At 63.2% G+C, this 15,743-nt stretch carries 6 protein-coding genes and 3 rRNA genes; all 9 read right to left on the reverse strand.

Annotated features, from left to right (window positions below; translation table 11 throughout):
- Positions 1–2 precede the first annotated feature (2 nt).
- The 9 genes from ACVT6V_RS20700 to ACVT6V_RS20740 all read right to left on the reverse strand — a co-directional run bounded on the left by ACVT6V_RS20700 (position 3) and on the right by ACVT6V_RS20740 (position 15,657).
- Positions 3–2,189 carry an HAD-IIA family hydrolase gene (locus ACVT6V_RS20700; protein WP_489895991.1) on the reverse strand — a complete coding sequence of 729 codons (2,187 nt, stop codon included), beginning with the start codon at positions 2,187–2,189 and terminating at the stop codon, positions 3–5.
- A gap of 162 nt (positions 2,190–2,351) precedes the next feature.
- A 5S ribosomal RNA gene (rrf, locus tag ACVT6V_RS20705) occupies positions 2,352–2,468 on the reverse strand.
- 168 nt (positions 2,469–2,636) lie between these two features.
- Positions 2,637–5,771: ribosomal RNA gene (locus ACVT6V_RS20710) — 23S ribosomal RNA — on the reverse strand.
- A gap of 454 nt (positions 5,772–6,225) precedes the next feature.
- Positions 6,226–7,746, reverse strand: a 16S ribosomal RNA gene (locus tag ACVT6V_RS20715).
- The 16S, 23S and 5S rRNA genes sit together here, the layout of an rRNA operon.
- A 481-nt stretch (positions 7,747–8,227) precedes the next feature.
- Positions 8,228–9,511 (reverse strand): tyrosine--tRNA ligase, encoded by a 1,284-nt coding sequence (tyrS, locus tag ACVT6V_RS20720; protein WP_489895992.1) that lies wholly within the window; start codon positions 9,509–9,511, stop codon positions 8,228–8,230.
- A 66-nt stretch (positions 9,512–9,577) separates the two neighbouring features.
- The gene (locus ACVT6V_RS20725; protein ID WP_489895993.1) at positions 9,578–9,805 is read right to left on the reverse strand and encodes a Trm112 family protein; all 228 of its coding nucleotides are present in this window, start codon (positions 9,803–9,805) and stop codon (positions 9,578–9,580) included.
- A gap of 89 nt (positions 9,806–9,894) precedes the next feature.
- Positions 9,895–12,906, reverse strand: a complete 3,012-nt coding sequence (locus tag ACVT6V_RS20730) for an AMP-binding protein (protein ID WP_489895994.1) — start codon at positions 12,904–12,906, stop codon at positions 9,895–9,897.
- 82 nt (positions 12,907–12,988) lie between these two features.
- On the reverse strand, positions 12,989–14,461 hold the full coding sequence (gene argH, locus ACVT6V_RS20735; RefSeq protein WP_489895995.1) for an argininosuccinate lyase: 1,473 nt from the start codon (positions 14,459–14,461) through the stop codon (positions 12,989–12,991).
- Positions 14,458–15,657, reverse strand: coding sequence for an argininosuccinate synthase (locus ACVT6V_RS20740; RefSeq protein WP_489895996.1), 1,200 nt, complete (start codon positions 15,655–15,657; stop codon positions 14,458–14,460). Before ACVT6V_RS20740 ends, argH begins: the two co-directional genes overlap by 4 nt.
- Positions 15,658–15,743: the final 86 nt, after the last annotated feature.

A 15,743-nucleotide genomic window follows, 5' to 3' on the forward strand; every position in this document is an offset into this window, starting at 1 on the left:
CGCTAGCGCACCGGCGTCACGCCGACCGACTCGAGAACGCGACGGACTTCTGGGTCCGGACTGGTCACCACGAGATCTGCGGGATCGAAACCGGCGTCGTCGAGCTCTTGCCACACTGCTGCGGCCAGTGCCGGGACGAGACTCTCCGGCCGCGGCTCGCCATCGGCGTGAACGGTGGCGGTGGTCCCGTCGACAACGATTCGCCAGCCGTCGTGGTCACCGACGCGAACGACGTCGGCGTCGAACGACTGCAAACCGGCGAGATCACCGATCACGAATGTCGGCCGCTGCTCGGGTGGCGCGGTCAGGAGGTCCAACGCGGAGCTGACCCCGGTGAGCACCAATGCGCTGTCGACGCCGACCGAATGCGCACCCTCGATATCGGTGTCGAGGCGGTCACCGACCACAAGAGGCCGCGACGCACGGCTGCGCGCGATCGCATCCGCCATCAGCGGCGCGGCAGGTTTGCCCGCGACGAGGGGCGTCTTGCCGGTCGCGTTGGCAACCGCGGCGACCATCGAGCCGTTGCCCACCAGGACCCCCCGCTCGGAAGGGAGGGTCGCGTCGGTGTTGCAGGCGATCCACAGGGCACCGGCGTTGATGGCCAGGGCGGCCTCCGACAGCTGCGCCCAGCCGGTATCGGGGGAATGCCCCTGGATGACCGCAGCGGGTCGGTCGTCGGCACTGCGGGTCACTCCGATACCCACCTCACGCACCTCCTGGGCAAGTCCGTCCGTCCCGATGACCAGGGCCCGCGAACCGGGGGCCAGGTGCTCGGCGAGCAACCTCGCGGCCGACTGTGCACTCGTGATCACCTGATCGACAGTCGCGGCGAAGCCCAGTTCCACCAGGTGCGCCACGACCTCGGCAGGACGCCGGCTCGCGTTGTTGGTGACGAAGTAGCGTGCGGTGCTGACGGATTCGAGCGCTTCACGTGCTCCCGGAAGAGCATGCTTACCGGCGTACACCGTTCCGTCCAGATCGAGCAGCAGTGCATCGTATCGGGTCGCGAGGGCACGTACCGGCGCCGAGACCGCGTTGTCGGACTCGGCCGGCTCAGCCGGTACCTCGGCTGGTACATCGGCTGGTAAAGGTGTCTCTGCCGCGGCCTTGTCGACCGGAACACCCGCGGTGCCGGTGTCGACCGGGAGATCCCCGACGGCGGGGTCGTCCACCGCGGGGGACTCCACCGCGGAATCATCGATCATGTTCGAAGCCGTGATGGTCGCCTCGTCGTGCGTCGCCTCCGGGGCCGGCCCCGTGCTCGGCCCCGGCACCGTCGTGGGCGCCGACGGCACCGGAGCGGAAGCCACACCAGCGTCGAAGGACTCACCCGCCCCTGCTTCGTCATCCACCGGCACTGCCGACTCCGCGTCCGAGTACGACTCGTCGGTCAGTTCCACCAAGCGGAGCTCGGCGTCCGTGACATCCTCGACATCGGCAGAGGCCGCGTTCATGAACCATGTGATCGCGTCGTCGGTTCGGCCCGCCGCCAGCAGCGCGGAGGCATAGGCATAGAAAAGACGAGCAGGCGTGGTGCCGGTACGACCGGGCGTCAGATCGTCGGATTGCAGTGTCACGACGGCTTTCTCGGGCTCGCCGAGGTCGATGCGGGCTCCGGACTCGACAATCCGCATCTCGGTCGCCTCTTCGCCCGACAGGGTACGACCGTCGTCGCTGCGTGCGAGTTCGATGGCACGGGCCGGTCGTCCCAATCCGCGCTCCGCGTCGGCGATCAGCGGCAGCAATCCGGTGTTGCCGGTGATCCGCCGGGCCGCCCGCAGCTCCGACACCGCCTCCTGCCACTCACCGGCGTTGTATGCGGCGATGCCCATGGTCTCGCGGACCACGCCAACCCGTCCGGCGCGGCGACGCGCTGCGCGCGCGTGTTCGAGCGCGGCTGCCGGATCGTCGTCGAGCAGGCGCGTGACCATCACCAGATGGCGCGCCACATTCTCTGCATTGGTCTTGTCCAGCGTCAGCAGGTCGCGTCGTACCTCGGAGTCGAGGTCCGAGGCAGCCACGTCGTTCGGCAACGCCGGCTCATCCGGACGACCTGCCGAACCGGTTCCGCGGGACGGACGATGTGCACGGCCTGCGTTTCCGTCGCGGCGTGGGCCGCTGTCGCGGCGCTGTCCATCGCGGCGCGGAGCACCCTCTCGTCGGGGAGCGCGGTCACGGTCATTCATAGCAGCCAATCTATGCCTCGCAGCGGGACGGACGTCGGATAATCGGCCGCCGGCCGTGCTGCAGACCCGGTGTCGAGAGATCCGGGTGCGGCACCATGCCGGTGGCATGCCAACGGCCCCGCATTCGAGGAATCTCGAATACAGGGCCGTTGTCCAGGTTGTGTTCGGCGGTGTCCTACTCTCCCACACTGGTTAGGGTGCAGTACCATTGGCGCTGGAGGGCTTAGCTTCCGGGTTCGGAATGGGACCGGGCGTTTCCCCTCCGCTATGGCCGCCGAAACATTGTGAAACACACGCAGTGTTTGTTTATCTTGTGTGAACCACCCTCAACCAATGGTTACCACTGGTTGAGGGGTTCACGAGGGGCGGAGCCCCCGTGCGTGTTGTTTCAGAAGTGTCATAGTGGATGCGAGCAGAGCTCTATCAGTTCTTATCGGTGATAAGTGTTGTTGTAAGTCCTCGGCCGATTAGTACCAGTCACCTACACACATTGCTGTGCTTCCAGTTCTGGCCTATCAACCCCATGGTCTGTGGGGGGCCTTACCCCCTCGAGGGGGTGAGAAACCTCATCTTGGAACAGGCTTCCCGCTTAGATGCTTTCAGCGGTTATCCCTTCCGAACGTAGCTAACCAGCGATGCCCCTGGCGGGACAACTGGCACACCAGAGGTTCGTCCGTCCCGGTCCTCTCGTACTAGGGACAGGTTTCCTCAAGTTTCTGACGCGCGCGGCGGATAGAGACCGAACTGTCTCACGACGTTCTAAACCCAGCTCGCGTGCCGCTTTAATGGGCGAACAGCCCAACCCTTGGGACCTACTCCAGCCCCAGGATGCGACGAGCCGACATCGAGGTGCCAAACCATCCCGTCGATATGGACTCTTGGGGAAGATCAGCCTGTTATCCCCGGGGTACCTTTTATCCGTTGAGCGACACCACTTCCACACGTTGGTGCCGGATCACTAGTCCCGACTTTCGTCCCTGCTCGACATGTACGTCTCACAGTCAAGCTCCCTTGTGCACTTACACTCAACACCTGATTGCCAACCAGGCTGAGGGAACCTTTGGGCGCCTCCGTTACATTTTGGGAGGCAACCGCCCCAGTTAAACTACCCACCAGGCACTGTCCCTGAACCCGATCAGGGTCCGAGGTTAGAAGTCCAATACGATCAGAGTGGTATTTCAACAACGACTCCACAACCACTGGCGTGGCCGCTTCACAGTCTCCCACCTATCCTACACAAACCGAACCGAACACCAATACCAAGCTATAGTGAAGGTCCCGGGGTCTTTTCGTCCTGCCGCGCGTAACGAGCATCTTTACTCGTACTGCAATTTCGCCGAGTCTGTGGTTGAGACAGCAGAGAAGTCGTTACGCCATTCGTGCAGGTCGGAACTTACCCGACAAGGAATTTCGCTACCTTAGGATGGTTATAGTTACCACCGCCGTTTACTGGGGCTTAAATTCTCAGCTTCACACCCCGAAGGGCATTAACCGGTCCTCTTAACCTTCCAGCACCGGGCAGGCGTCAGTCCGTATACATCGTCTTACGACTTCGCACGGACCTGTGTTTTTAGTAAACAGTCGCTTCTCTCTGGTCTCTGCGACCCACACCAGCTCACGCCGCAAGGACGGTCACCGGGATGGGTCCCCCTTCTCCCGAAGTTACGGGGGCATTTTGCCGAGTTCCTTAACCACAGTTCTCTCGATCGCCTTAGTATTCTCTACCTGACCACCTGTGTTGGTTTGGGGTACGGGCCGTGTACCAACTCGCTAGAGGCTTTTCTCGGCAGCATAGGATCATGGATTTCGCCGCAACGGCTACGCATCACCTCTCAGGATATATGTGTGACGGATTTACCTACCACACTCCCTACAGGCTTACACCAGTATTACCACTGACTGGCCCCACTACCTTCCTGCGTCACCCCATCGCTTGCCTACTACCAGCCGAGGTCCCATGCAGCCCCATCCGGTCACCCGAAGGTGATCCATCTGGTTTTGGATGGTTAGTACAACTGATTCAGCATGGACGCCTGTACACGGGTACGGGAATATCAACCCGTTGTCCATCGACTACGCCTGTCGGCCTCGCCTTAGGTCCCGACTCACCCTGGGCGGATTAGCCTGGCCCAGGAACCCTTGGTCATCCGGCGGCAGAGTTTCTCACTCTGCTTTCGCTACTCATGCCTGCATTCTCACTCCCACACCCTCCACCACTAGCTCACGCTGTGGCTTCCAGGGATGCAGGACGCTCCCCTACCCACCCACACCACTGCTCCCCACCCCGCAAGGCGAAGAGAATGACTTGTGTGAGTGCCGCGGCTTCGGCGGTGTACTTGAGCCCCGCTACATTGTCGGCGCAGGATCACTTGACCAGTGAGCTATTACGCACTCTTTCAAGGGTGGCTGCTTCTAAGCCAACCTCCTGGTTGTCTTCGCGACCCCACATCCTTTTCCACTTAGTACACGCTTAGGGGCCTTAGCCGGCGATCTGGGCTGTTTCCCTCTCGACTACGAACCTTATCGCCCGCAGTCTCACTGCCACACTCTCACTTACCGGCATTCGGAGTTTGGCTGACGTCAGTAACCTAGTAGGGCCCATCGGCCATCCAGTAGCTCTACCTCCAGTAAGAAACATGTGACGCTGCACCTAAATGCATTTCGGGGAGAACCAGCTATCACGGAGTTTGATTGGCCTTTCACCCCTACCCACAACTCATCCCCTCCATTTTCAACTGAAGTGGGTTCGGGCCTCCACGACGTCTTACCGACGCTTCACCCTGGCCATGGGTAGATCACTCCGCTTCGGGTCTAGACCCGGCGACTCCACGCCCTATTCAGACTCGCTTTCGCTACGGCTACCCCACACGGGTTAACCTCGCCACCGAGCACTAACTCGCAGGCTCATTCTTCAAAAGGCACGCCATCACCCACAGCCGACCAAACGACTCGCAGGCTTTGACGGATTGTAAGCGTCCGGTTTCAGGTACTATTTCACTCCCCTCCCGGGGTACTTTTCACCTTTCCCTCACGGTACTAGTCCGCTATCGGTCACCAGGAAGTATTCAGGCTTACCGGGTGGTCCCGGCAGATTCACAGCAGATTCCACGAGCCCGCTGCTACTTGGGAGAACATCACGCAAGACCACAGGTTTTCAGCTACCGGACTCTCACCGACTACGGCAGACCATTCCAGGCCACTTCACCTAACCCACAGCTTTATCACTCACGCCCAGACAGGTAGATCTGAGAAGATGAACCCCACAACACCACACACACAACCCCTACCCGGTATCACATGCGCATGGTTTAGCCTCCTCCGCTTTCGCTCGCCACTACTCACGGAATCACAATTGTTTTCTCTTCCTATGGGTACTGAGATGTTTCACTTCCCCACGTTCCCCCCACACAGCCTATACATTCAGCTGGTGGTAACACGACATCACTCGTGCTGGGTTTCCCCATTCGGACACCCTCGGATCACAGCTCGTTTGACAACTCCCCGAGGACTATCGCGGCCTACCACGTCCTTCATCGGCTCCTGGTACCAAGGCATCCACCGAACGCCCTTAAACACTTACAACAACACCTACACCCACAGGGGCTCCGCCCCCCATGCACCCCCAACAGGAGACACACAAGGAAACAACACCCCCCACGAATGTAGACATCACACAACAAACTCGAACAAAACACACAAACCAAAAACTATTGATTCAATATGCATTGCAAAATAAAGATGCTCGCATCCACTATGCACTTCTCAAACAACACACACCCACCACCCACACACCTCTGTATGCCCCACCACAGGACACCTCACCAAGGCTGCGCAATGACAGGCCCAGAAGAAACGTGTGTTCCCTCAGAACCCCGATAGTGTGCTGACAACGCCACCCACCTCACAGTGAACAGCCACCCACCCCACCAACCCAGACAGGCCGGCAGAACAGATCTGTTTGATGTTTCACCCTCGAACACACACCCACCGCACGGACACATGCCGGCAGAAATGGGTGATGTTGTGTGCTCCTTAGAAAGGAGGTGATCCAGCCGCACCTTCCGGTACGGCTACCTTGTTACGACTTCGTCCCAATCGCCGATCCCACCTTCGACGGCTCCCTCCACAAGGGTTAGGCCACCGGCTTCGGGTGTTACCGACTTTCATGACGTGACGGGCGGTGTGTACAAGGCCCGGGAACGTATTCACCGCAGCGTTGCTGATCTGCGATTACTAGCGACTCCGACTTCACGGGGTCGAGTTGCAGACCCCGATCCGAACTGAGACCGGCTTTAAGGGATTCGCTCCACCTCACGGTATCGCAGCCCTCTGTACCGGCCATTGTAGCATGTGTGAAGCCCTGGACATAAGGGGCATGATGACTTGACGTCATCCCCACCTTCCTCCGAGTTGACCCCGGCAGTCTCCTGCAAGTCCCCACCATCACGTGCTGGCAATACAGAACAAGGGTTGCGCTCGTTGCGGGACTTAACCCAACATCTCACGACACGAGCTGACGACAGCCATGCACCACCTGTACACCAACCACAAGGGAACAACCATCTCTGGCTGCGTCTGGTGTATGTCAAACCCAGGTAAGGTTCTTCGCGTTGCATCGAATTAATCCACATGCTCCGCCGCTTGTGCGGGCCCCCGTCAATTCCTTTGAGTTTTAGCCTTGCGGCCGTACTCCCCAGGCGGGGTACTTAATGCGTTAGCTACGGCACGGATCCCGTGAAAAGGAACCCACACCTAGTACCCACCGTTTACGGCGTGGACTACCAGGGTATCTAATCCTGTTCGCTACCCACGCTTTCGCTCCTCAGCGTCAGTTACTACCCAGAGACCCGCCTTCGCCACCGGTGTTCCTCCTGATATCTGCGCATTTCACCGCTACACCAGGAATTCCAGTCTCCCCTGTAGTACTCAAGTCTGCCCGTATCGCCTGCACGCCTGCAATTGAGTTGCAGAATTTCACAGACGACGCGACAAACCGCCTACGAGCTCTTTACGCCCAGTAATTCCGGACAACGCTCGCACCCTACGTATTACCGCGGCTGCTGGCACGTAGTTGGCCGGTGCTTCTTCTCCAGGTACCGTCACTCACGCTTCGTCCCTGGTGAAAGAGGTTTACAACCCGAAGGCCGTCATCCCTCACGCGGCGTCGCTGCATCAGGCTTGCGCCCATTGTGCAATATTCCCCACTGCTGCCTCCCGTAGGAGTCTGGGCCGTGTCTCAGTCCCAGTGTGGCCGATCACCCTCTCAGGTCGGCTACCCGTCGTCGCCTTGGTAGGCCATTACCCCACCAACAAGCTGATAGGCCGCGGGCCCATCCCACACCGCAAAAGCTTTCCACCACAGAACATGCATCCCATGGTCATATCCGGTATTAGACCCAGTTTCCCAGGCTTATCCCAGAGTGCAGGGCAGATCACCCACGTGTTACTCACCCGTTCGCCACTCGAGTACCCTGCAAGCAGGGCCTTTCCGTTCGACTTGCATGTGTTAAGCACGCCGCCAGCGTTCGTCCTGAGCCAGGATCAAACTCTCCATGAAAAAACGCTGAAACACGCCAACCAACCGGCCGGCACAATTTCAACACAATCAGGAAAGCAAAACCTGACAAAAACAATCCAAAAAACTGGCAAAACTCTAAACACCCAACATACGGGGTATGTCGGATGCCCAAAACAATGCCATCAAATAAATGGCATCAAACAATCCATCAACACACTATCGAGTTCTCAAAGAACACACACCCACCAGCACCACCCTGTAACAGGGCGCTCACCAGCAAGCTTTACGTTCTGTTTGGATTTGCTGCCCGCTTCCGGGGCAACTCTTCCAGCGTACCGGAGTGATCTCCGATCCGCAACTCCCGTTTCGATCTCTCGATCCGGGGCTGGCCCCACAGAGTCGTCCCGAACTCACGTTCGGGCACCGTCACTGCCCGGGTCCTTGTCGGCCCCGGGGAAGTTGCTCCCTGCGGTGCGTCGATTAAGTTACACAGGTGCGAACAACGCGTCAAATCGCCTGGTCAGAGCGTTACGGTCGCGCCGGCGAAGCTCTTCTTTCCACGCCGGATCACCAGCCAGCGACCGTGCAGCAGATCCGAGGTCGTCGGCTGCCACTCCGGATCGGTGACCTTCGCATTGTTCACATAGGCGCCGCCCTCTCCGATGGCACGGCGTGCAGCCTTGTTGCTGTCCGACAGTCCGGTGTCCACGAGGAGCTCGACGATCGTCGGAGACACATCCGTGTAGGCGGCGACCGAGGTCTCACCCACGGCGGCCGCCAGCGTCTGTTCGTCGAGATCCGCGAGGTCGGCGCGCCCGAACAGCGCCTGGCTCGCCAGCTCGGCGGCCCGCGTGTGCTGTTCACCGTGGATCAATGTGGTCATCTCCGCTGCGAGACGCTTCTGCGCGATCCGCAGGTGTGGCGTCTCCTCGGTGGCCCTCTCGAGTTCCGCGATCTCGTCACGACCGAGGAAGGTGAACCACTTGAGGTAGCGCACGACATCGGCATCGGCCGTGTTCACGAAGTACTGGTACCAGGCGTATGGGCTGGTCAGCTCCGGGTCGAGCCACAGGCTGCCGCCCCCGGTGGACTTGCCGAACTTCTTGCCGTCCGACGACGTGACCAGCGGAACGGTCATCGCGTGCAGGGTCGCACCGTCGATCCGACGCGCGAGATCGACACCGCCGACGATGTTCCCCCACTGATCCGACCCGCCGATCTGCACTGTGCAGCCGTGACGGCGGTGGAGCTGCACGAAGTCGTTCGACTGCAGCAGGAGGTAGCTGAACTCGGTATAGCTGATGCCGTCGGATTCCAGTCGCCGGCGAACCGTCTCACGGGCGAGCATCACGTTGATCGAGAAGTGCTTGCCGATGTCCCGCAGGAACTCGATGGCCGAGAGCGCGCCGGTCCAGTCCATGTTGTTGACCACGACCGCACCGGTCGCCGAATCGTCGATGCGCACGAAGCGCCGCAATTGGGAATCGATGCGTGCGGCCCACTCGGCAACGGTGTCGGTGGTGTTCATGGTGCGTTCCCCGACGTCGCGCGGGTCGCCGATGAGACCGGTGGCGCCGCCGGCCAGCACGATGGGGCGATGGCCCGCCTCCTGGAACCGCCGTAACGTCAGCAGAGGTACGAGGTGACCGGCATGAAGGCTCGCTGCGGTCGGGTCGAATCCCGCGTACAACGTGGTCGAGCCCCGATCGAGTTCCGCACGCAGTTCGTCGAGATCTGTCGACTGGGCGATCAGGCCACGCCACTCGAGTTCGGACAGGATGTCGGTGGTCGGACCGGTAGACATGTCGGTTGTCACCCTTTGATCTTGTCATCCGGCATATCGCGGTTGGTGACGACCACGTCGACGCTGCTAATCGGCGTCGGTCGCACCACCGGTCAGGCGAGTGTGCTCGGCATCATCGACATCGCGCGCCTCGTCCGCGAGCATCACGGGAATGCCGTCTTCGTCGATGCGATAGGCCACGCGCAGGCGCGGGTTGTACATCTCATCCCCCGCGTCGAGCAGGGGTCCGTGGTCCTGCGGGCACACCAACCGCTCACGAGTGATCGGATCGATGGATTCGGCGCGTGTGGCCATCGCTTGTGCTGGTCCCCTCGGTCGTGCGGCGTGGTCGGTTCACAACTGTAGTGCCCCGTTCCTGGTGCCGGGCGGTCGCGGGGCTCCGGTCATCTGCCGGCCGCGACAGGTGCCGCGCCGCCCGCGCCGGCCTCCGCCGACCAGCCCATCGTCGCGGCGGCTGTCCTGGTGTAACGGCGATACCGCCCGTCGTTGTCCCGATACCACACCTTCGCCCCTGGCCTGGGCAGACCGCGGCGCGCGAATCCCCGTGCGACGGGACGATACGCATCGGAGACCGGGATCTCGTCGGCGACCCAGACCAAGTGCGGCCGTTGCGTGGCTGCGAGCTCACCCAACGCGATCCGCAGTTGCGTCACCGTCAGCGAGTCGCCGTTGGCGTTCGGCCGCAGCGTGACGGCGGCGACTGCGATCTGCCTGCCCGGTGCACCCACCCCGTAGGCCACCGACTGGTCGACAGAACTCATCCGCGACAGGATCTGCTCGACCGGCGGCACGAAGACAGGGCCATCGGTCGTGTGGACGATGCTCTCGAGCGATCCGAGGAACCACAGGTCGTCGTCGGCGTCCCGGACGAACAGGTGCCCGGACACCTCCCATCGATCGTGCGGCAGGAACACATCGCGGAGCACGGTCGCCGACGTGTCGAAACGGTGGCGTGCCCGAGCCAGCAGCAGGCCGGGCTCGCCGACCGCAGCTTTCTTGACGAACCCCGCACCGTCGATGACCAGGCGATCCTTCTCGAGATCGTAGGCCGCGACCTCCACCGGATTCGTCTCCGGTAACGGGCGTCCCATCGAACCGGCCTTGTTGGCGGAGACGTTCGCGAGTATCGCCGAACCGTCCGCCGTGGCGAAGAACTCCAGCACCCGGGCCCTCGGGAAACTCTCGGTGACGTCGTCCCAGAGTCCGACCGGCATGCCCGACCCCATGAACAGGCGAATCGGGTTGTGCTGATTGATCTGGAAATCGTCCGAGCGCACGATGTCACGCATCATCGTCCACGTATAGGACACCACGGTGATGCCGTATCGGTTCACCTCCATGGTGAAGGTGTCGGCGTCGACGCCGTTGGACAGGGCGATTCGGGAGCGGCCCACCACGGTCGCACCCAGAGTGGTGAGCAGGCCGGATGCGTGGTGCAACGGGGGCAGACAGTAGACGGTGTCGCGGTCGGTGAGCCCGGCAGCCGACGCGGCGCCGAAGGCCGACATCGCGAATCGGTGGTTGGTGATGGGCCACGGTGCGAGTTGGTCGCCGGTGCGGGTGAACAGGATGAATGCGAGGTCGCCGGCCAGGCCCGGATCGGCGCGATACCACGACGGCAGACGTACGGCGGCCGGATCGATCAGCTCCATGTCGATCACGGACGATCCGTCGGCACTCTCGATGGACCGGGACTCGCCGCTGCCACCACCCAACACCAGCACGCGATCGCAGGCACCCGTGGCCTGGTCGAGGTGGCTCGGATCGGTCACGACGACCGAACTGTCCGCGAGCCGCAGCATCTCCCGGATGTCGCCATCGGCCGCGAGCATGACTCCGACGGCGCCGAGCCGCGACAGCGCCGCGACCACGACCAGCGCGCTGGGGCGGGTGTCCATCAGGACACCGACGTGCTCGCCCGGGCGCACACCACAATCGACGAGGCCCGCGACCACGTTGTCGATGCGGGTGTTGACGTCGGCGTGGGTCAGCACCCGGTTCTCGAACAGGAACAGCTCCTGCCGAGCCGCCCGCTTGCAGTTCTCGGACATCAGCTTGCCCAGCGAGATCCGGGTTCCGGACTGGATCTGTCCGAGGCGGAAGAGACGGGGCACGGTGCGAGCCGATTCCTGTGCCACCGCTCGCGAGGTGCGCTGCAGTGAATTGGCCACGCCGAGGATTTCGCGAGAGACCCCGGCCCCTGCATCCGCGAGTGAACCGATGCCGTGCGTGATCCGCGACGACAGACTCACCCCGGAACCGTGCGGATCCAGGGTCTCGCGCATCTCCTCGATCAGCGGCGGCCGTTCGCCCGGCCCGGACTGCCAGAGCACCCAGTCGGCGGTGGTGGGCCAGGTGTGGGCACCGGCGGTGCTGCCGACCACCAATCCGAAGTGACCCACCGGAACTCGTGATTCGTAGACGTCGGCCCCGGGCGCGGCCCGGAGGATCCCGCGAACCGCCAGCGGCTGGCCGATGTCATCGGCCTCGCCGATGAAAGCCAACACCGGACAGGTGATCTCGGTGAGGGATACGAGATCGCCATGGATGACGAAACCACCCGACATCATCCTGTTGTGCACCACGAACTGGCGCAACAGCTCGGCGACAGCGGGGCCTGACCAGGCAACCCAGCCCTCGGCCTCGATGAAGCGCCGTTGATCTTCGCGCGGCAGCAGCGCATCGCGATCGTGGAGCTTGCGCAGGAAGTCGATACGGCTGCGAGCCGTCTTGACCGGGTCGACGAGCTGGAAGCCGGCCCGGGCCATCCACCCGGGTACCCAGAGTCGGTTGAAGACCTTGTCGGCCAGCAGTTCCGCACCCGGTACCACCAGACCGGCGGGCAGCCCCAGAGGCAGTGCGGCGAGGACGTCGACCGGACTGCCGAAGGTGACCAGGCTCGCGATCGACTTCGACTGCCGGTAGGCGGCGGTCTGGTAGGCGAACATACCGCCCTGCGAGTAGCCACCGAGGTGGACGTCCTTGCCAGTGGCCTCGACGATCAGGTCGATGGCACGACTGATCGCGACGACGTGGTCGGCGAGGTTGCGTTCCATCCCGCCTTCCTCGGAGTCCGGGGACCCGAAGTCGATGACCCACGGGGTGATGCCGGCCCGATGCAGAACCGACACCGCCCCGTTCTGCTCGGTGACGTCATAGACGTTGGCCGACACCATCATCGGCGGAACCAGAACGATCTGCGGCCCGATGTTCGGCGCGTCCGGGAAGTACCGGCGCAGCCGGAACATCTTCTCCGTCTCGACGACGTTGAACGGAGCGGGCTCGGTTTCGGTTGCGAGGCCGCCGTAGCGCAGCACCTCGAGGCCGTTCTGCGCGGTGGCGAGTACCCGGTCGACCGCGGCGCCGACGTCGGGAATTGGGGGCAAGCCCACCATGACGTCGATCCCTCCCCTCGGTTGGTTTCGAGTGATGCACGTCACTGTACCGGCCTCCCCGAAGGCGGCGTCACCAGCGTACTCAGGTGCGGTCGTGCGCCGGTTCTTCCGACAATTCGGCGCGTCGCCGCTGCACCTGTGCGCGCAGTTCGGACAGCTGGCGCGCCACCTGCACCGACGCCGTGCCGCCGTGGGCGTTGCGCGATTCGATCGACCCGCGCACCGTCAGGACGTCGCGCACCGCCGGAGTCAGGTCCGTACTGATCGACGCGAGGGTCTCGTCGTCGAGATCGGCGAGTCCCACCCCGCGTTCCTCGGCGGCGCGCACACTCGCGCCCGCCACCTCATGGGCGACGCGGAACGGAACTCCCTGACGAACAAGCCATTCCGCGATGTCGGTGGCCAACGTGAAGCCGGCAGGCGCCAGGTCGGCCATCCGCTCCTCGTGGAATTCCAGGGTGGCGACCAGACCGGTGACGGCCGGCAGCAAGAGCTCCAGCTGTGCGACCGAATCGAAAACCGGCTCCTTGTCCTCCTGGAGATCCCGGTTGTAGGCGAGCGGTTGCGCCTTCAGAGTCGCCAGCAATCCGGTCAGGTTGCCGATCAGACGTCCCGCCTTGCCCCGGGCGAGCTCCGCGACATCCGGGTTCTTCTTCTGCGGCATGATCGAGCTGCCCGTCGACCACGCGTCGGCCAGCGTCACGTAGCCGAACTCCGGTGTGCTCCAGAGGATGATCTCCTCGGACAGACGGGACAGGTCGACGCCGATCATCGCGAGGACGAACGCCCCCTCGGCCGCGAAGTCCCGTGACGCCGTCGCATCGATCGAGTTCTCGGCCGCCCGATCGAACCCCAGATCCGCCGCGATCGCCGCCGGATCCAGTCCCAGCGAGGAACCCGCCAGAGCGCCGGACCCGTACGGCGACACCGCGGTCCGCCGATCGGCGTCGGCAAGGCGCTCGACATCGCGGAGCAGCGGATGCGCATGCGCGAGCAGCTGATGCGCCAACAACACCGGCTGGGCCGCCTGCAGATGGGTCTTACCGGGCATCACCGCGTCGGGATGTGCCTGCGCCTGCTCGATGAGCGCGTCGACGACGTCGAGTACGCCCAGCGCGACCCGGCGCATCGCTGCCCGCAACCACATGCGGAACAGCGTCGCGACCTGGTCGTTACGGGAACGACCCGCACGCAGTCGACCGCCGAGTTCCGGTCCGACGCGCTCGATCAGTCCCCGCTCGAGTGCGCCGTGGACGTCCTCGTCGCTCTCGGCCGGACCGAAGGAACCGTCCGCGATGTCGGCGGCCAGTCGGGACAGTCCGTCGAGCATCGCGCCCAGATCGTCGTCGGTGAGCAGCCCGGCCCCGTTCAGGACGCGGGCATGGGCCATCGACGCCTGGACGTCGTAAGGTGCCAGCACCCAGTCGAAGTGCGTCGATTTGCTCAACGCGGCCATCGCCGCGGCAGGGCCGTCGGCGAACCGGCCACCCCACAACGAGCCCTTGTTGGTACCGCCCGCTGCGCCTGGGGCCGAACTGTCCGCGCTACCGCTCACAGATCAAGATCCCTCTTGGCGGCGATCTTCGACGACAGTCCGTGCAGTTCCACGAACCCGCGTGCCGCGGACTGGTCGAAGCTGTCGCCTTCGTCGTAGGTGGCGAGATTGAAGTCGTAGAGAGACTCGGAACTGCGCCGCCCGGTGACCGCGATGTGGCCGCCGTGCAGCACCAGCCGGATGTCGCCGGTCACGTGTTCCTGCGTCGACGCCACGAACACGTCCAGCGAACGCTTGAGCGGCGAGAACCACAGTCCGTCGTACACCTCTTCGGCCCACTTCTGGTCGGTGTGCCGCTTGTAGCGGCCGAGTTCACGTTCCAGCGTGACATGTTCGAGTTCCTCGTGCGCCCGGATGAGCACCATCGCGCCGGGTGCCTCATAGACCTCCCGGCTCTTGATGCCCACGAGCCGGTCCTCGACGACATCGAGGCGTCCGACACCCTGTGCACCGGCGCGACGGTTCAGTTCCTGGATCGCCTCCAGGACACTGACCGGGCGGCCGTCGATCGCCACCGGGCGACCTTTGTCGAAGCTGATGATGACCTCGTCCGGCGACTGCCAGTTGACGGTCGGGTCCTCGGTGTAGTCGTAGACGTCCTTGGTGGGCGCGTTCCAGAGGTCCTCGAGGAACCCGGTCTCCACCGCGCGGCCCCAGACGTTCTGGTCGATGGAGAACGGCGACTTCTTGGTCACGCTGATCGGGATGTCGTTCTCCTCGGCGAAGCTGATCGCCTTCTCACGCGTCCAGGCATAGTCGCGAACCGGCGCGAGGACCTCGAGATCGGGCGCGAGCGAGGCGAACCCGACCTCGAATCGGACCTGGTCGTTGCCCTTGCCGGTGCATCCGTGGGCGACGACGGTCCCGCCGTGGTCCCGGGCCGCGGTGACCAGGTGCTTGGCGATCAGGGGACGCGAGATCGCCGACACCAGCGGGTACCGGTCCATGTAGAGGGCGTTGGAGGTGATCGCGGGCAGGCAGTACTCGTCGGCGAACTCGTCGCGGGCATCGACCACCACGGCCTCGACGGCTCCACAGTCGAGGGCGCGTTGACGCACCACATCCATGTCCTCGCCGCCCTGACCGAGATCGAGGGCCACGGCGACGACCTCCTTGCCGGTCTCCTTACCGATCCAGCTGATCGCGACCGAGGTGTCGAGACCGCCCGAGTATGCGAGTACGACGCGTTCCGCCATGATTGTTCTCTCCTGTGTGTCCTGCGCACCCGCGGCGTTTCCGGTGCCGGCTGCGGTGCCTTGTGGTTGATTCTGTCTGAAGGGCT

It is taken from the genome of Gordonia sp. LMA167 (assembly GCF_058130025.1).

Coding starts and splice junctions, on each gene's coding strand:
- ACVT6V_RS20740 (WP_489895996.1), bottom strand. CDS start 15,657: ATGGCGGAACGCGTCGTACTCGCATACTCGGGCGGTCTCGACACCTCG.
- tyrS (WP_489895992.1), bottom strand. CDS start 9,511: ATGTCTACCGGTCCGACCACCGACATCCTGTCCGAACTCGAGTGGCGT.
- ACVT6V_RS20725 (WP_489895993.1), bottom strand. CDS start 9,805: ATGGCCACACGCGCCGAATCCATCGATCCGATCACTCGTGAGCGGTTG.
- ACVT6V_RS20700 (WP_489895991.1), bottom strand. CDS start 2,189: ATGAATGACCGTGACCGCGCTCCCCGACGAGAGGGTGCTCCGCGCCGC.
- ACVT6V_RS20730 (WP_489895994.1), bottom strand. CDS start 12,906: ATGGTGGGCTTGCCCCCAATTCCCGACGTCGGCGCCGCGGTCGACCGG.